The organism is Pseudomonas sp. SG-MS2 (assembly GCF_009933855.1).
Classification (GTDB): Bacteria; Pseudomonadota; Gammaproteobacteria; order Pseudomonadales; family Pseudomonadaceae; genus Aquipseudomonas; species Aquipseudomonas putida_E.
Genome location: NZ_MOMO01000183.1, coordinates 1 through 16,290, shown reverse-complemented (window position 1 = coordinate 16,290; position 16,290 = coordinate 1). Strand labels below are relative to the sequence as shown.

Annotated in this window: 15 protein-coding genes and 1 pseudogene; 10 read left to right on the top strand and 6 right to left on the bottom strand. The window is 63.9% G+C overall.

What is annotated here, in order from left to right; translation table 11 throughout:
* The 7 genes from BLX42_RS26935 to dctM form a co-directional block, all read left to right on the top strand.
* On the top strand, positions 1-97 hold a 97-nt coding region (locus BLX42_RS26935; RefSeq protein ID WP_048314026.1), incomplete at its 5' end, for a hypothetical protein.
* A 10-nt stretch (positions 98-107) separates the two neighbouring features.
* Complete coding sequence (locus tag BLX42_RS15555) at positions 108-1,457, top strand: MmgE/PrpD family protein (RefSeq protein WP_161872119.1); 1,350 nt, start codon at positions 108-110, stop codon at positions 1,455-1,457.
* Between the two features lie 18 nt (positions 1,458-1,475).
* Entirely contained in the window at positions 1,476-2,675 is a 1,200-nt protein-coding gene (locus tag BLX42_RS15550) for a CaiB/BaiF CoA-transferase family protein (RefSeq protein ID WP_161872118.1), read from the top strand.
* Positions 2,672-3,490 carry a CoA ester lyase gene (locus BLX42_RS15545; RefSeq protein WP_161872117.1) on the top strand — a complete coding sequence of 273 codons (819 nt, stop codon included), beginning with the start codon at positions 2,672-2,674 and terminating at the stop codon, positions 3,488-3,490. The genes BLX42_RS15550 and BLX42_RS15545 overlap by 4 nt, the downstream gene beginning before the upstream one ends.
* 120 nt (positions 3,491-3,610) lie before the next feature.
* Positions 3,611-4,609: a TRAP transporter substrate-binding protein gene (locus BLX42_RS15540; protein ID WP_046785808.1), complete on the top strand. Its 999-nt coding sequence runs from the start codon at positions 3,611-3,613 to the stop codon at positions 4,607-4,609.
* A gap of 69 nt (positions 4,610-4,678) precedes the next feature.
* A complete protein-coding gene (locus BLX42_RS15535; protein ID WP_161872116.1) occupies positions 4,679-5,311 on the top strand; it encodes a TRAP transporter small permease in 633 nt (210 codons plus the stop codon).
* A complete protein-coding gene (gene dctM, locus BLX42_RS15530; RefSeq protein ID WP_046785806.1) occupies positions 5,311-6,594 on the top strand; it encodes a C4-dicarboxylate TRAP transporter large permease protein DctM in 1,284 nt (427 codons plus the stop codon). Before BLX42_RS15535 ends, dctM begins: the two co-directional genes overlap by 1 nt.
* 56 nt (positions 6,595-6,650) lie before the next feature.
* Here the strand turns inward: dctM and BLX42_RS15525 are convergent, their stop codons facing one another.
* On the bottom strand, positions 6,651-7,532 hold the full coding sequence (locus BLX42_RS15525) for a LysR substrate-binding domain-containing protein (protein ID WP_119687255.1): 882 nt from the start codon (positions 7,530-7,532) through the stop codon (positions 6,651-6,653).
* A gap of 44 nt (positions 7,533-7,576) precedes the next feature.
* On the bottom strand, positions 7,577-9,367 hold the full coding sequence (gene ggt, locus BLX42_RS15520; protein ID WP_161872115.1) for a gamma-glutamyltransferase: 1,791 nt from the start codon (positions 9,365-9,367) through the stop codon (positions 7,577-7,579).
* Positions 9,368-9,818: 451 nt separating this feature from the next.
* Here ggt and BLX42_RS15515 point away from each other — a divergent pair, with 451 nt between their 5' ends.
* Complete coding sequence (locus BLX42_RS15515) at positions 9,819-11,177, top strand: 8-oxoguanine deaminase (protein WP_012314902.1); 1,359 nt, start codon at positions 9,819-9,821, stop codon at positions 11,175-11,177.
* 66 nt (positions 11,178-11,243) lie between these two features.
* Here the strand turns inward: BLX42_RS15515 and BLX42_RS15510 are convergent, their stop codons facing one another.
* From BLX42_RS15510 to nhaA, 4 genes are all read right to left on the bottom strand, one after another.
* A complete protein-coding gene (locus tag BLX42_RS15510; RefSeq protein ID WP_161872114.1) occupies positions 11,244-11,975 on the bottom strand; it encodes an anti-sigma factor domain-containing protein in 732 nt (243 codons plus the stop codon).
* A complete protein-coding gene (locus BLX42_RS15505) occupies positions 11,972-12,520 on the bottom strand; it encodes a sigma-70 family RNA polymerase sigma factor (RefSeq protein WP_046785802.1) in 549 nt (182 codons plus the stop codon). The genes BLX42_RS15510 and BLX42_RS15505 overlap by 4 nt, the downstream gene beginning before the upstream one ends.
* Positions 12,521-12,625: 105 nt before the next feature.
* Entirely contained in the window at positions 12,626-13,141 is a 516-nt protein-coding gene (locus BLX42_RS15500; RefSeq protein ID WP_371926683.1) for a DUF3455 domain-containing protein, read from the bottom strand.
* A 146-nt stretch (positions 13,142-13,287) separates the two neighbouring features.
* Positions 13,288-14,646, bottom strand: a complete 1,359-nt coding sequence (gene nhaA / locus BLX42_RS15495; protein ID WP_046785800.1) for a Na+/H+ antiporter NhaA — start codon at positions 14,644-14,646, stop codon at positions 13,288-13,290.
* Between the two features lie 288 nt (positions 14,647-14,934).
* Here nhaA and BLX42_RS15490 point away from each other — a divergent pair, with 288 nt between their 5' ends.
* Entirely contained in the window at positions 14,935-15,696 is a 762-nt protein-coding gene (locus BLX42_RS15490; protein ID WP_119687257.1) for an efflux RND transporter periplasmic adaptor subunit, read from the top strand.
* A pseudogene (locus tag BLX42_RS15485) lies at positions 15,683-16,290 on the top strand (HlyD family secretion protein); the annotation flags it as partial. The gene BLX42_RS15490 and the pseudogene BLX42_RS15485, both read left to right, overlap by 14 nt.

Below are 16,290 nucleotides of genomic sequence, written 5' to 3'. Positions count from 1 at the left end.
CCGCGAGACCCGCCTGTACCAGGTGGCGCCGATTTCCACCAACCTGATCCTGTCCTACGTGGCCGAGCACCTGCTCGAACTGCCGCGCAGCTTCTGAGGGCCTGAGCATGCAACATACCCACGCCCTGGCCGGCTTTCTCGCCGACCTGCGTTACGCACACCTGCCCGGCCACGTGCTGGACCGCACTGAAGACCTGTTCCTGGACTGGCTTGGCTCGGCCCTGGCCAGCCAAGGCGCGCACCCGATCCCGCTGTTCGAGCGCTATGCCGAACGCATGGGGCCTGCGCAGGGCAATGCTCGAGTATTGACCAGCGGGCGCACGTCATCCCCCTACTTCGCTGCCCTGGTCAATGGCGCGGCCTCGCACCTGGTCGAGCAGGACGACCTGCACAACAGCTCGGTGCTGCACCCGGCGACCGTGGTGTTTTCTGCCGTACTGGCGGCGGCACAGGACCTTGGCAAGTCTGGCCAGGACCTGCTGCTGGCTGCAGTCGCCGGCTATGAAGCCGGCATCCGCATCGGTGAATTCCTCGGTCGCTCGCATTACCGCATCTTCCATACCACCGCCACTGTCGGCACCCTGGCCGCAGCCGTCGGGGTGGGCAAACTGCTGGGCTTCAACCAGGCGCAGTTCATCAACCTGCTCGGCAGCGCCGGCACCCAGGCCGCCGGGCTCTGGGAGTTCCTGCGCGACGCCGCCGATTCGAAGCAGTTGCATACCGCCAAGGCCGCCGCCGACGGCTTGCTGGCCGCCTACCTGACCGCCGATGGCCTGAGCGGTGCACGCAATATACTCGAAGGCGAACAGGGCATGGCCGCCGGCATGTCCAGCGATGCCGACCCGGCGCGCCTGAGCGACCGCCTGGGCACGCGCTGGGCGCTGGTGGAAACCTCGTTCAAGTACCACGCTTCGTGTCGCCATACCCACCCCGCCGCCGATGCCTTGCTGCTGCTGATGCAGCGCGAAGGCCTTGGCCATGAACAGATCGCCAGGGTCGTCACCCGCGTGCATCAGGGTGCGATCGATGTGCTTGGCCGCGTCACCACACCTGCCACCGTGCACCAGGCCAAGTTCTCAATGGGTACCGTACTCGGCCTGATTGCGGTGCATGGCAGCGCGCAACTCATCGACTTCCGTGACCTGGCGCTCACCGACCCACAGGTCGCGCACTTTCGCGAGCACGTCGAGATGCAACTGGACGCCGAAGTGGACGCCGCCTACCCCAAGCGCTGGCTGGGCCGCGTGGACGTTACCTGCACCGATGGCCGCAGCTTCAGCGCCGCCATCGACGAACCTAAAGGCGACCCCGGCAACACCCTGTCGCGCCCGGAGCTTGAGGCCAAGTTTCAGCGCCTGCTGGCGTATTCCGGCGCGCGCAGCCCGGCCCAGGGCCAGGCATTGATCGAGCGCGTCTGGCAACTGCGCGACGCCCGCTCGCTGGCTGATCTGCACTGAACACCAACAGGTGACCCTATGACCCAAACAACGCCCCGCCCGCTGGACGGCATCACCGTGATCAGCCTGGAGCACGCTATCGCGGCCCCCTTCTGCACCCGCCAACTGGCCGACCTCGGCGCCCGCGTGATCAAGGTCGAGCGCCCTGGCAGCGGCGACTTCGCCCGCGGCTACGATCAGCGTGTCGATGGCCTGGCCTCGCACTTCGTATGGACCAACCGCTCCAAGGAAAGCCTCACCCTGGACCTCAAGCAGGACGCCGCCGACGGTATTCTCGAGGCCCTGCTGGCCAAGGCAGATGTGCTGGTGCAAAACCTCGCCCCGGGCGCGGCAGCGCGCATGGGCTTGTCATTCGACGCCCTGCACGCGCGCTTCCCACGGCTTATCGTGTGCGATATCTCCGGGTATGGCGAAGGCGGCCCTTATGAAAAGAAAAAGGCCTACGACCTGCTGATCCAGAGCGAAGGCGGCTTTCTCTCGGTAACCGGTGGCCCTGGCGAAAACGACATGGCCAAGGCCGGCTGCTCGATCGCCGATATCGCCGCCGGTATGTACGCCTATACCGGCGTGCTCTCGGCGTTGCTGCTGCGTGACAAGACCGGCATCGGCAGCCGCATCGACGTGTCGATGCTCGAAAGCCTGGTGGAGTGGATGGGCTACCCAATGTATTACGCCTACGACGGCGCGCCGCCTCCCCCGCGCGCCGGCGCTTCGCACTCCACCATCTACCCGTATGGGCCGTTCCCAACCGGCGGTGGCGGCACGATCATGCTTGGCCTGCAGAACGAACGGGAATGGGCCTTGTTCTGCGAAAAGGTGCTGCTTGACCCGGCGCTGGCCAGTGATGACCGCTTCAATGCCAACTTCAAGCGCTCAGATAACCGCAAGGTGCTGCGGCAGATCATCATCGAGGGCTTCGCCAGCCTGTCGCTGGACGAGGTAGTGGCACGCCTTGAAGATGCGCAAATCGCCAACGCCCGGGTCAACGACATGCACGGGGTGTGGCAACACCCGCAGTTGCAGGCCCGCGGCTGCTGGCGTGAAGTGGACAGCCCGGCCGGCAAGCTGCCCTCGCTGCTGCCACCAGGACGCAACGCGGCCTTTGCCCCGCGCATGGACGCCGTGCCGGCGCTGGGGCAACACACCCAGGGCATCCTCGGCGAGCTGGGCTTCAGCCCGGCAGAGCAAGCCAGCCTGGCCGCAGGTGGTGTGGTATGAACAGTGTGCGCTCTGCACTGTTCGTACCCGGCAGCCGGCCTGAGCGTTTCGCCAAGGCGCTGGCGGCAGGGGCCGATGCCGTCATCGTCGATTTCGAGGATGCCGTGGAGGAACCCCTCAAGCGCCAGGCCCGGGACCACCTGGAGGCGTTCCTGCAGGCCACGCCATTGGCGTCGGTGTGGGTCCGGGTGAATGCGCCGCAGCACGCCGAGCATGCGGCAGACCTAGCCTTCTGCGCGCAGCAGCCTGGCATCGCCGGCGTGCTGCTGCCCAAGGTGGAAAACGCCGCACAGGTGGCCGTTGCCCGGCACACCGGCAAACCGGTATGGCCCATTATCGAAAGCGCCAAGGGCCTGCTCGCGCTGGAGCAGATCGCCCATGCCGAGGGGGTCGAGCGGTTGTCGTTCGGCAGCCTCGACTTGGCGCTGGATCTACACTTGAACACCGACAGCGCCGCTGCCAGGCAGTTTCTCGACCAGGCGCGCATGGCCGTGCAGCTACACTCGCGGGGTGCCGACCTGCTGCCGCCGCTCGATGGCGTGTTTCCTGCCATTGGCGACGCCGAAGGGTTGCACCAGGCGATGCGGCATGCCTACGACCTGGGGTATGGCGGGGCGTTGTGCATTCACCCCAGGCAAGTGCCGGTGATTCACGCGGCACTCGCACCCGACGCCCAAGCGCTGGCCTGGGCCCGGCGGGTGCTGGCGGCGAGCGCCGCAGCGAACGGGGCCGGTGCGTTTCAGCTGGACGGGCAGATGGTGGATGCGCCGGTGGTGTTGCGGGCGCAACGGTTGTTGGCACAGGCGCCCGGCTGAACTGAGCCGGCGTTCGGCTAAACCGAATGCCGCCTTATACAAATGCTAATTCACCACACGCAAGCCATTGGTCCATCGTTACATCCATCCTCCTACAAAAATAAATCAGAGGTGACATCGATGTTCAAGCTGACCCAGGCGCTGTTCTGCGCCGCCGCAGTGTCCATGGCCGGCCTTGCACAGGCTGCCGACCCGATCATCATCAAGTTCGCCCACGTGGTGGCCGACAGCACGCCCAAAGGCCAAGGTGCACTGATGTTCCAGAAGCTGGTGGCGGCGGACCCGCAGCTCAAGGACAAGGTCAAGGTCGAGGTCTACCCCAACTCGTCGCTGTTCGGCGACGGCAAGGAGATGGAAGCGCTACTGTTGGGTGATGTACAGATGCTGGCGCCTTCACTGGCCAAGTTCGAGCACTACAACAAACAGGTGCAGATCTTCGACCTGCCGTTCCTGTTCGACGACCTGGCGGCCGTCGACCGCTTCCAGCAAGGCCCGCAGGGCAAGGCACTGCTGACCTCGATGGACGACAAAGGCATCCACGGCCTGGCCTACTGGCACAACGGCCTCAAGCAGCTGTCGGCCAACAAGAAAGTGATCCTGCCCAAAGATGCCCGCGGCCTGAAATTCCGCGTGCAAGCCTCCAGCGTGCTCGAAGAGCAGTTCAAGGCGATCCGTGCCAACCCGCGCAAGATGAGCTTTGCCGAGGTTTATCAGGGCCTGCAGACCGGCACGGTCAATGGCACCGAAAACACCTGGTCGAACTACGAAAGCCAGAAGGTCAACGAGGTGCAGCCGTTCTTCACCGAGACCAACCACGGCCTGATCGACTACATGGTGATCACCAACGCCAAGTTCTGGAACGGCCTGCCTGAGGACGTACGTGGCGAGCTGCAAACGCTCATGGACCAGGTCACCGTCGAGGTGAACAAACAGGCCGAAGCCCTCAACCAGACCTCCAGGCAGAAAATCATCGATGCCAAGACCAGCGAGATCGATGCCCTGACTGCCGAGCAGCGCCAGCAATGGCGTGAAGCCATGCGCCCGGTGTGGGACAAGTTTTCCGATCAGATCGGCGCTGACTTGATCAAGGCAGCCGAGGCCGCCAACAAGGCTTCCTGACAGCCGCCCGCCCTGCCCCGGCCACCTGTTGCACAGGTGGCCAGCCCTCTCTCTGTCTGGAGAATTCCTATGCAATCGCTCAGGCGTGTCTGGGAGCACTTCGAGGAGGGCATGATCGCCCTTCTCCTGGCGGCCATGACCTTGGTGACCTTCGTCTACGTAGCACTGAACAACCTCTATACCGTGTTCTACACGCTCAGTGACCACTGGGCTTTTGCCAGTGACCTGCTGCTGGGCATCGGCGACCACCTGATGGGTTACGCCCAGGAAATGACCTGGAGCATCGCCCTGACGAAGGCGCTGTTCGGCTGGCTGATCTTTTTCGGTATTGCCTATGGCGTGCGCACCGCCGGCCACCTGGGGGTCGACGTACTGGTGCGGCGCACCCGCAAACCAGTGCAACGGGTGCTGGCGATGATCGCCTGTGCCTGTTGCCTGGCGTATGCCGGGCTGTTCCTGGTGGCCAGCATCAAATGGGTAAGCGCAGTGCTGGTGGCCGGCATCGGCGCCGAAGACCTGGACCGCTATGGCATCAAGGTTGGCCATATTGCGCTGATCGTGCCCTTCGGTTTCGCCATGGTCATTGTCCGCTACCTGGAGATCCTCTATCGCCTGTTCACCCATCGCCAGTATGGCCTGGGCCTGGCCGACGAGGCTGCAGAGGCGAGCAAGCTGGCCAACCCGGGTGAGGAGCATCACTGATGACGGTAATCTGCCTGTTCCTGTTGTTGTTCGTGTTCATGTTCCTGGGGGTGCCGATCGCAATTTCGCTGGGCTTGTCGGGCGCACTTTCCATCCTGATGTTCAGCCAGGACTCACTGAGCTCGCTGGCGATCAAGCTGTTCGAGACCTCCGACAGCTACACCTTCCTGGCCATCCCGTTCTTCCTGCTGTCGGGCGCGTTCATGACCACCGGTGGCGTGGCCCAGCGGCTGATCGACTTCGCCAACGCCTGTGTCGGGCACATACGCGGCGGCCTGGCCATTGCCGCAGTGCTGGCATGCATGCTGTTCGCCGCGCTGTCGGGCTCGTCGCCGGCCACGGTCGCGGCGGTGGGCTCGATTGCCGTTGCCGGCATGGTGCGCTCCGGTTACCCCCGCGAGTTCGGCGCGGGGATCATCTGCAACGCCGGCACCCTGGGCATCCTGATTCCGCCATCGATCGTCATGGTGGTGTACTCGGCGGCGACCGAGACCTCGGTAGGCAAGCTGTTCATGGCCGGTGTGGTGCCAGGCATCCTGCTGGGCCTGGCGCTGATGGTGACGATCTACATCGTCGCCCGGATCAAGAAACTGCCCGCACAACCTCGTGCCAGTTTTGCCGAATGGTTGAGCACCGCCAGGCGCGCGTTCTGGGGGCTGTTGCTGCTGGTGATCATCCTGGGCGGCATCTACAGCGGCATGTTCACCCCCACCGAGGCGGCCGCCGTGGCAGCGGTGTACTCGGCGTTCATCGCGCTGTTCGTGTACAAGGACATGCGCCTGCGCGACTGCCCGAAGGTGTTGCTGGAGTCGGGCCGGCTGACCATCATGCTGCTGTTCATCATCGCCAACGCCATGTTGTTTGCCCATGTGCTGACCACCGAGCAGATCCCTCAGCAGATCACCCAGTGGGTGATGTCCGAAGGCCTGACGCCGATCGGTTTCCTGATCATGGTCAACGTGGTACTGCTGGTGGCGGGCAGCTTCATGGAGCCGTCGGCGATCATCCTGATCCTGGCGCCGATCTTCTTCCCGATCGCCATGAAGCTTGGGATCGACCCGATTCACCTGGGCATCGTCATGGTGGTGAACATGGAGATCGGCCTGGTGCATCCGCCGGTGGGGCTGAACCTGTTCGTGACTTCAGCGGTGACGGGCCTGACGCTGGGGCAGACGATTCGCGCCGCACTGCCGTGGCTGTCGATCCTGCTGCTGTTCCTGGTGCTGGTGACTTACGTGCCGTTCATTTCGCTGGCACTGCCGCAGTGGCTGGGCATGCCGTAATGCACTGACCTTCCGGGCCCCATCGCCGGCACGCTGGCGACGGGGCCGTACAGGCTTCAGATCCCTCCCCCCTCCAGCACCTGCGACATCACCTGGGCCAGTGCCGTGACCATCACATCCGCCGTCGGCCGGTGGACGATGACGATTTCGTAGCTGTCCACCTCCGGCAACCCGTGTTGCCTGCCAAGCACCCGATGCTCAAGGGTCGCCGCCCGTGGTGGCAACAGGCTGATGCCCATGCCGTCGGCCACTGCGGCCTGGATGCCACTGAGGCTGGAGCTGGTGAAACTGATGCGCCAGCGCCGGCCCATGCCTTCGATGGCGGTGATCATGTCATCGCGGTACAACCCGCGTGGCGGAAAGGTCACCAGCGGGATCGGGTCGAGCTCGAAGGACGGCATGCGTGCACTGTCGATCCACTGCAGGCGCTCGGGCCAGCACGCCACGCCTTCGCGGCTGTTGCGTCGCTGCTTGAGCAATACCAGGTCAAGTTCGCCGTTGTCATAGGCCTGGCTGAGGTCGCGGCACAGGCCGCTGGTGACCTCCAGCTTGACCTGCGGGTGCAGCCGGCTGAATGCCGACAGCGCGTTGGTGGTGCGCCCGCCAACGAAATCTTCGGGAACGCCCAAACGGACGGTGACGCCGACCATGGCACCGGCCAAGGCTTCGAGCATCTGGTCGTTCAATGCCAGCATGTGCCGGGCGTAGCCGAGCAAGGTCTGGCCGGCGTCGGTCGGCAACACGTCACGGTTACCGCGCACCAGCAGGCGGTGGCCGACCATGTCCTCGAGACGCCGGACTTTCTGGCTGATGGTCGATTGCGTCGAATGCAGGCGTGCGGCAGCGGTGGTGAAGCTGCCACAATCGGCCACCACGACAATGGCACGCAGCAGGTCGAGGTCGAACAGAGCCCTATTCGATTTAACGCTGATAGACATCCTGGTATTCAACTTTTGAATGACAAGGTTGTCTTCTACCATGGCTAATCGCCAAGCGCCACGCCTTCGCGCCGCGGGTCGGCGCCCCCCGCCCAGCCTGCGCCGGTACGCTGGATGATCTGCATGCCGCTGGTCATGGTCATGGGCGTCACCTCATGGCCCCAGGCCGCCAATTGCCGGACCAGCGCCGGGCTGATCAGCCCGGCTTCCACTTCGGTACCGGCGTTACGGCTGCCGAAGTTGGGCAGGTTGCTGGCCTGTTGCGGGTCGAGCCGCCAGTCCAGCAAACCCACCAGCGCCTTGTTCACGTAGCCGATGATCTGCGAGCCACCGGGTGATCCGAGGCTGGCCACCAGTTCCCCGGACGCCTGCGAAAACACCAGGGTCGGGGCCATCGCCGACAACGGCCGCTTGCCCGGTTCAACCCGGTTGGCAACGGGCTTGCCCTTCTCCTGTGGGATGAAGGAAAAGTCGGTCAACTGATTGTTCAGCAGAAAGCCCTTGACCATCAGGTGCGAACCGAACGCCGCCTCCACCGAAGTGGTCATGGCCAGCGCCTGACCGCTGTCATCCACCGCCGAAAGGTGCGAGGTGGAGATGCGCAACGGCGAACGGTCCGGGGCCAAGGCCAGGTCCGCGCCCTGCGGCTTGCCCGGCCGCGCATGTTTCATGCTGAAGTCGCCGATCAACTCGGCCCGCCCGGCCAGGTACCCCGGGGCGGTCAATGCCTTGAGCGGTATCGGCACATAGTCGCTGTCGGCCAGGTACTGGGCACGGTCGGCGTAGGCCAGCCGTTCGGCCTCGGCGATCAGGTGAACGGCCAGCGGCGCAGGCTCAAGGCCTGCCGGCGAAGCACTGACGCTGGGCGGCAGCTTCGCAAGGTCGCGTTGTGGCATGGCGTGCTGCAGCGCCTCGAGGATGCCCAAGGTCTGCAGCACGGTCACTGCACCTGACGATGGCGGCGGCATGCCGCAGATCTGCCAGGCCTTGTAAGGGCCGCATAACGGCGTGCGCTCCTTGGCCTGGTACTGGCGCAGATCCTCCAGTGACAGGAGCCCGGCATTGGCATGCGCCTGTACCTGGGTGACGATCGCTTCGGCAATTTCACCGGTATAGAACGCATCGACGCCCTGTTGTGCGATGCGTTCGAAGGTGTGGGCAAGTTCGGGGTTGCGCAGCAGCGCACCCACCGCCAGCGGCTGGCCGTGCTCATCCAGGAAATAGCGGGCCATGGTGGGTGAACCGGCAATGAAAGGGTCACCCGCCAGCAACGCATGCAGGCGCTCGGATACAGGGAAGCCACTGCGCGCCAAGGCAATGGCCGGCGCGAACAGTTGATGCCACGGTAGCTTGCCATGTTGCTCGTGCGCCATTTTCAAGGCGCGCAGCACCCCTGGTACGCCTACCGAGCGCCCGCCGATCTGCGCTGCGCGGAACGGCATCGGGGTGCCGTCCGGTTGCAGAAAGAGCGTTGGCGTCACTGCGGCCGGCGCGGTCTCGCGGCCGTCGAATGCCTGTACCCGTTTGCCGTCCCAGTACAGGATGAACGCCCCACCGCCAATGCCGCTCGATTGCGGCTCGACCAAGGTGAGTACCATCTGCATGGCAATTGCCGCATCGATGGCACTGCCACCGGCGCGCAGTATCGCCCGCCCGGCTTCGCTGGCCAGCGGGTTGGCAGCCGCCACCATGTGCCGGTTGGCGTGAACCGGTTGCAGGCCGGAGCGGTAACCTGACCCAAGCTCCGGGGGTGCGGGCAGCGGCTGGTCGGCCCAAGCCCATTGGCTGGCCAGGGCAAGGCACAGGGTGCTGATCAATCGGGTTGACGATGGCATTGGTGGCGTCCTGTCGAAGTGCATGCCTTGGGCACCCAACATAAACCAGGCCATGTACTGCGCAAAGCGCCGCGGCACCACCTCGACATTCAATGCAGAATTTTTCGTATACAAAAATGAACATTTCTGGTTACATCAACCCGCGCCTACGACAGTGGTAATCGCCGCTGCGTATTGCGACAGGCTAAAGCCATGCATTACCCCTATCTGCTCAATCCCTTCGAGCGCCCTCTGCGAATCGACGCATTCGCCGTTCACCCGTCGCCCTATGCACCCATCCGCCGTCTCGCGCCTAGTCTTCGTGACTCAGCGGTGTCGGCGCGTGCGCGGCTGCGCTGACTGGCCCTGCTGCCCACGCCGTGTTTTCCACACCGAGCCTGGTTGCCCTCGAGAAAAAACCAGGTGTCCGCACTGACGAATTGCACCCCGCCCTTGGCGGGAAGGAATACCTATGCCCAAGACTTTGCTGATAAAGAACGCCGAACTGCTGGTGACGATGGACGGCGAGCGCCGCGAGATCAGACGCGGCGGCCTGTTCATAGAAGACAACCTGATCAAGCAGGTCGGCCCCAGCGACGAGCTGCCCCAGCACGCCGACGAGATTCTGGACATGACCGGCAAGGTGGTCATCCCGGGGCTGGTCAACACCCACCATCACATGTATCAAAGCCTCACCCGCGTGGTCCCGGCGGCCCAGGACGGTGAACTGTTCAACTGGCTGACCAACCTTTACCCGATCTGGGCACGGTTGACGCCCGAGATGATCGCGGTATCGACCCAGACCGCGATGGCCGAACTGATTCTCTCCGGCTGCACCACCTCCAGCGACCACCTGTACATCTACCCCAATGGCTGCAAGCTCGACGACAGCATCCACGCCGCCGGGGAAATCGGCATGCGTTTCCATGCTGCACGCGGCAGCATGAGCGTGGGCCGCAGCCAAGGCGGGCTGCCGCCAGACTCGGTGGTGGAAAAGGAAAGCGACATCCTCAAGGAGTCTCAGCGCCTGATCGAGGACTACCACGACGCCAGCCATGGCTCGATGCTGCGTGTGGTCGTGGCGCCCTGCTCGCCGTTCTCGGTCAGCCGCGACCTGATGCGTGAAGCGGCGGTGCTGGCACGCAACTACGGGGTTTCGCTACACACCCATTTGGCTGAAAACGTCAACGATATCGCTTACAGCCGCGAAAAGTTCGGCATGACCCCTGCCGAATACGCCGAGGACCTGGGCTGGGTCGGCCACGATGTGTGGCACGCGCACTGCGTGCAACTCGACCAGCACGGCATCGAGCTGTTCGCCCGTACCGGCACCGGCGTGGCTCACTGCCCATGCTCAAACATGCGCCTGGCCTCGGGTATTGCACCGATCCGCAAGATGCGCGACCACGGGGTGCCCGTAGGCCTGGGCGTCGACGGCTCGGCCTCCAACGATGGCGCCAGCATGATCGGTGAAGTGCGCCAGGCGCTGCTGCTGCAGCGTGTCGGCTTCGGCCCTGATGCGATGACCGCACGCGAAGCGCTGGAAATCGCCACCCTCGGCGGTGCCAAGGTGCTCAACCGTAATGACATCGGCGCCTTGGCGCCGGGCATGGTCGCCGACTTCGTCGCCTTCGACCTCGGCCATGTCGCCTACGCAGGCGCACACCATGACCCGCTTGCGGCCTTGGTGTTCTGCACTCCGACTCAGGTCGATACCAGCGTGATAAACGGCCGTGTAGTGGTCAAGGACGGCCGCATCACCACCGTCGACCTGCCGCTGGTGCTGGAGCGCCACAACCAGTTGGCCCGTCAGTTGGTTACCGGCGATTGATAGCGGCCTGCAAGCCTGTAGAGCGGCGCGCAGGCGCCGCTTTTACTGCCCCTGTGCAAGGCGCTGTCAAAGCACCTTCACCGCTCGACCGATGAACTGCACAGGCCCGGTTGGGCGTCCGGTCGGCGAGCCGCCCGCTCTTTCCAGGGTCAGTTCGAACAGTTGGTTGGGCTCCAGGGGAGGCAGGTCATGCGCGGGCACGCGATATTGCTCGCCAGGTTTGACCAGGCCCAGGGACAGTGGCGCCTGCCACTGTTCGCCCTTGGTCCAGAACTGCAGCACCTTGTCGCTCGGTACCGCGAACTGCCCCAAGGGAATCAGTTGAATGCTGCGGGCATCGCTTGCCTGTACCACCCACCCCGGGGCACTGTCTGCCGGCGCAACCAGCACCACAAGGTAGGAAGGCTCCGGCGCCTTGGCGGTCAGCAGCGTGAAGGCCAACAGCAGGCTGGCAACCAGGCCTGCACCCGCCAGGCCTTGCCATAGCACCAGGCGATGCCACCAGCGCCTTGGCTGTGCTGACGCCGCCTTGCGCTGTGGCTGTGACTGTGACTGTGACTGTGCATCGACGCTGCGGCTGATACGCCCCCACAAACGTGGGCTGGGTGGCAAAGGCTCAGCGAGTGCGTTCAACGCCAATAGCCGCTGCTCCCAGGCATCCACGGCACCACGCAACTGCTGATCCCCCGTCAGGCGCTGGCGCACGGCCTCATGTTGTTCGGCCGACAAGGTACCCAACACATACTCCCCGGCCAACTCATCAAGTGCCTCGGCGGTTTCGCCCAGTGGCTTCTTCATCCCATGCACTCCCGCAACGCCTTCAGGCTGCGTTTGATCCAGGCTTTGACGGTACCCAACGGTGTGTTCAGCAACCCGGCGATTTCGGCATGGCTGCAACCGTCGACATACGCGTGCAGGATGCACAGCTTGCGTGAGGGTTCCAGTTGCTCGAGGCAACGGTGAACCTTGGCCGAGTCCGCCATAAGATCGATATCACTCGCGAAGGGCAACGGTACTTGTGCACTGTCGAACGCCCCTTCATCCAGCACGACTTCGCGCCGGGTGTCGCGTATGTAATTGAGCGCCAGGTGCCGGGCCACGCTATAGATCCAGCCACGCGCAGAGCCGCGTGCAGGGTCGAAGCTGGCAGCCCCGGACCATATCCGAATGAAGGCATCGTGCAGGATGTCTTCTGCTGTAGCGTGGTCGCGGGCGATACGGCGCACCACACCTAGCAGGCGTGCGCCCTCCTCCTCGTAGAGTGCATGCAGCGCTCGGCGGTCTCCCCGTGCGCAGGCTTCAAGGCAACGCTGAAAGTCGAAAGGGGGCAAAGGTGAGTTCACTGCAAGGTCAGCCCTATAGTCCCTGGACGGTTCCCCCAGCCATCGGGCCGGGGGGCTGTCGATCAGCGTAGACGCCAGTGGCTCACCTGCCTATGCGCACTGCCATCATTTTGCCGCCCAGAAGATATAGTCAGCCTGGTAATCAACGATTTTGCGCTCACCTTTGTTCTGCATCGAGCAGGCAGTTGCCGGCGCAACACCGCCGCGGGTGGCCACGCGCTGGATATAGCTCACACCGGTCATGGCCCCTTTACCTTCGGCCGGGCTGGCCTGAACCAGCTGGTAAGGCAGGTCGCCCTTGGCCGCTGGCGCCACGGCCAATTGGGTGCCGGTGACCTTCGAGCCGTCTTTGGCCTGCCAGGTGGCGGGCGGCCCGAAATAGTCGCCCACCGCCTTGCCAGACCTGTCCTTGAGTACCGCTTTGGGGCCGACGAATGTCCACTCGGTCTGGCCGGGGGCATTGGCTTTGTCGCGGCATTCGTAGGTGACCTGGCCCACACCGACGGTTTCCAGCATGACGGCGTGGCCATCCGGAACCTTGACCGCGTCGGGCAACGCGGATTGAGCGTGAGCGGCTTGGCTGGCCACGATCAGGACAAGACCGCCTGTGAGCATCAGCATGGTAACTGGGCTGTTCATGGTGCAAATCTCCTGGCGAGTAATCGACAGCGCGAAGTCGCGCTACCTGTAATACCCGCCAGGTTGCAGATTGGATGCACCTGTGGAAAAAAATTGTGCATCCACCCCTACGTTGCCCGGCTTGCCTGTCAGCCTACCTGGGCCGGTGCCGTCTTGGCTGCCTTGCGCAGGCTCCACACACCCCATGCCAGGCCGATCACAGCAGCAATGACCGAGCCCGAAAGTACGCCAAGCTTGGCCGCGCCCAGAACGCCAGGGTCAGAGAACGCCAGGTTGGCAATAAAGATCGACATGGTAAAGCCGATGCCTGCCAACAGCCCGATCAGCGTGATGCCGTGCCAGGTAACGCCCGCCGGCAGCGCGCACCAGCCCAAACGTACCATCAGCCAGCTGATCGTCACGATACCCAACGGCTTGCCCAGGACCAGCGCCACAGCGACGCCTGTCATCACCCAGTGAGGACCATCGGCAGACAGGTCGACACCAGACAACCCGACACCGGCGTTGGCCAGGGCGAACAGCGGCATGATCGCGAAAGCCACCCAAGGATGCAGATGGCCTTGCACGCGCAGCACTGGGGCGACCAGCTCGCGCTGCGCCACACGCAGGTTTTTCAGCGGGCTCATGAGTTCGCTGTCATCGATCTGCGGTGCCTTGGCGCGGCCGAGCAGGTCGTCGGTGAAGCGGGTGACGGCCTCCAGTGGGCGCTCGCCCAAAGGCATGGCCCGAACCGGTGTCATCAGGCCAAGCACCACGCCCGCCAAGGTGGGGTGGGCACCGGTCATCAACATGCCCAGCCAGGTGATGAACCCGGGGATGATGTAGGCATAGGCCGAACCGACACCTATCTTCTGCAGGCCGAGCACCAGCAGCAGGCCGATGGCGGCGACGCCGAAACCGCTGTAATCCAGGCCACCGGAGTAGAAGAAGGCAATGATCAGCACCGCGATGATGTCGTCGATGATCGCCAGGGCAAGCAGGAACACCCGCACATTGGAAGGGATCGACTTGCCCAGCAGCGCCAGCACACCCACTGCAAAGGCGATGTCGGTGGCAGTCGGCACTGCCCAACCCTCTTGCGCGGGAGGCGAATGATTGAACGCCAGGTAGATGAGCGCGGGTACCACCACACCGCCGACAGCCGCCGCCATCGGCAGCGTGGCCTGGCGCAGGCTGGACAGCGCGCCTTCATGAATTTCGCGACGGATCTCCATACCGACGACCAGGAAGAAGATGGTCATCAGGCCGTCGTTGATCCAGAAATGCAGTGACTGGGAATAGACCAGCGAGCCGACACCGAAGCTTATCGGCGTGTGCCAGAGGGCGTCATAGCTTTCGGCAGCGGGCGAATTCGCCCAGATCAGTGCTGCAACGGCGGCGATCAACAGTACGACGCCGCTCACGGCCTCGATATGCAGAAAGCGTTCGAAGTTGGCGAATGCGCGTTGGGCAATTTGCTGGGCACGGGGCATTACGTGTTTTTGCATGGGCACAAGAACTCCCGCACGGCGGCCCGACCTGCGTAGTTATTTAACCTGCGTCACTGCGTCATGCAGCTAGCACCCGGCGGGGATTCTAGCGCAAAACCTGGATACCGTGCACGAAACCGTCTTTCAACGCTTGGTTGCAGCCACCTGAACGCCTGCCCGCGGCACAGCAACTGCGACACATTTGCAACCGGAATATTGGGCAGATTGCGAATTCGTTCCTAGTATGAAGACGTTATAGCGATTGCGTTGCGTGCCTGCTGGATGCCTCTCTACAAGGAGTCGAGAATGCCTTTGCCTGTCGTTGCTCAGCGGTACCTTACCTTGTTGCTGGCCTTGGCCAGCGCTGCCGCCCAGGCCGAGCAAGGCGCCCCAACCGAGGACCCGCAACTGATTCGCGTGCTGCTGGCTGCCGAACTGGAAACGACCCTGTCCAGCCAGATGAGTGGCACCTTGGGCGAAATCCAGACGCACTTCGGCGACCAGGTGGCCAAAGGCGTCACATTGGCACGTTTCAACTGTAACGAAGCCCAGGCCCGTAGCAAGGTCGCGGTGGCTGAACTGGCCATGGCCCGGCAGAACCTGCAGGCCAAGCAACAGTTGCGCAAGCTGGACGCAGTGGGCGACATCGAAGTGGCCGCAGCCAAAACCGAAGTGCAGAAGGCCGATGGGGCCCGCGCCATGGGTGAGGCGCAGATGAGCTATTGTCGGGTCCTGGCGCCGTTTTCGGGCCATGTGGCCAAGGTTTACGTCAAGCCCTACCAAACTGTCAGCGCAGGTACACCGCTGTTTGACCTGGTCAGCGATGGTGCATTGAAGGTGCGCCTCAATGTCCCTTCCAGCCAGTTGAAAACGCTCAGCCCCGGCCAGCCGTTGACGGTTAACGTTCACGAAACGGGCAAGACCTACCCGGCCAAGGTCAGCGTGATCAATGCCAGGGTAGATGCGGTGGCACAGACGGTGGAGCTTGAGGCGCGCTTCGATCAACGCTTTCCCGAACTGATGGCCGGCATGAGCGGCACCGCGCGGTTCGACCATGACCGTGAATAGGCCGCTGCCTCACCCACAGCTATTGCTGCAGTTGGACGCCCTGCGCGACAAGGCCATGGCCGCCGAGACGCTGGGCGCACTGGCGTTCAGCATGGCCAACGACCTGTACCCGCTGCTGCCCTTTCACCAGGCGCTGGTGTTCGGCCAAAGCAAGGCCGGCCTTGAACTGCTGTGCGTGTCGGGCCTGGCACGGCCCACCGAAGACTCGCCCTACCTGGTCTGGCTCAGGCGCGCCAGCCGTTGGCTGGCCGGGCGTCTGGCCGATGCGCAGCCTACCTGGCTGACCCTGGACAACGCCTCGCCGCCCGAAGACATCGCTCAGGGCTGGACCGAATGGTGGCCTTCGGGGCTGTGGTGTATACCGCTGCACGTCCCTGCCGGCGAGCGCCTGGGCGTGCTTGTACTGCTGCTTGAAGAAGCCCCGCCGCCGGTGGTGCATCAGCAACTCGATGGCCTGATACGCACCTGGGCGTACTGCTGGAACACGCTGACACGGCGCCGCCGGCTCGGTCGATGGCGCCCCAGCCGGCGTCAGGTGCTGGTGACCTTGCTGGTAGCAGCGTCGCTGTTATTGGTGCCAGTGCGTCAGACGGC

What these genes read in the sequence shown, in the direction of transcription:
- BLX42_RS15510 (WP_161872114.1), bottom strand. Translation starts at nt 11,975, where the DNA reads ATGAAGAAGCCACTGGGCGAAACCGCCGAGGCACTTGATGAGTTGGCC.
- nhaA (WP_046785800.1), bottom strand. Translation starts at nt 14,646, where the DNA reads ATGCAAAAACACGTAATGCCCCGTGCCCAGCAAATTGCCCAACGCGCA.
- BLX42_RS15555 (WP_161872119.1), top strand. Translation starts at nt 108, where the DNA reads ATGCAACATACCCACGCCCTGGCCGGCTTTCTCGCCGACCTGCGTTAC.
- ggt (WP_161872115.1), bottom strand. Translation starts at nt 9,367, where the DNA reads ATGCCATCGTCAACCCGATTGATCAGCACCCTGTGCCTTGCCCTGGCC.
- BLX42_RS15490 (WP_119687257.1), top strand. Translation starts at nt 14,935, where the DNA reads ATGCCTTTGCCTGTCGTTGCTCAGCGGTACCTTACCTTGTTGCTGGCC.
- BLX42_RS15550 (WP_161872118.1), top strand. Translation starts at nt 1,476, where the DNA reads ATGACCCAAACAACGCCCCGCCCGCTGGACGGCATCACCGTGATCAGC.
- BLX42_RS15525 (WP_119687255.1), bottom strand. Translation starts at nt 7,532, where the DNA reads ATGTCTATCAGCGTTAAATCGAATAGGGCTCTGTTCGACCTCGACCTG.
- BLX42_RS15515 (WP_012314902.1), top strand. Translation starts at nt 9,819, where the DNA reads ATGCCCAAGACTTTGCTGATAAAGAACGCCGAACTGCTGGTGACGATG.
- BLX42_RS15535 (WP_161872116.1), top strand. Translation starts at nt 4,679, where the DNA reads ATGCAATCGCTCAGGCGTGTCTGGGAGCACTTCGAGGAGGGCATGATC.
- BLX42_RS15500 (WP_371926683.1), bottom strand. Translation starts at nt 13,141, where the DNA reads ATGCTGATGCTCACAGGCGGTCTTGTCCTGATCGTGGCCAGCCAAGCC.
- BLX42_RS15545 (WP_161872117.1), top strand. Translation starts at nt 2,672, where the DNA reads ATGAACAGTGTGCGCTCTGCACTGTTCGTACCCGGCAGCCGGCCTGAG.
- dctM (WP_046785806.1), top strand. Translation starts at nt 5,311, where the DNA reads ATGACGGTAATCTGCCTGTTCCTGTTGTTGTTCGTGTTCATGTTCCTG.
- BLX42_RS15540 (WP_046785808.1), top strand. Translation starts at nt 3,611, where the DNA reads ATGTTCAAGCTGACCCAGGCGCTGTTCTGCGCCGCCGCAGTGTCCATG.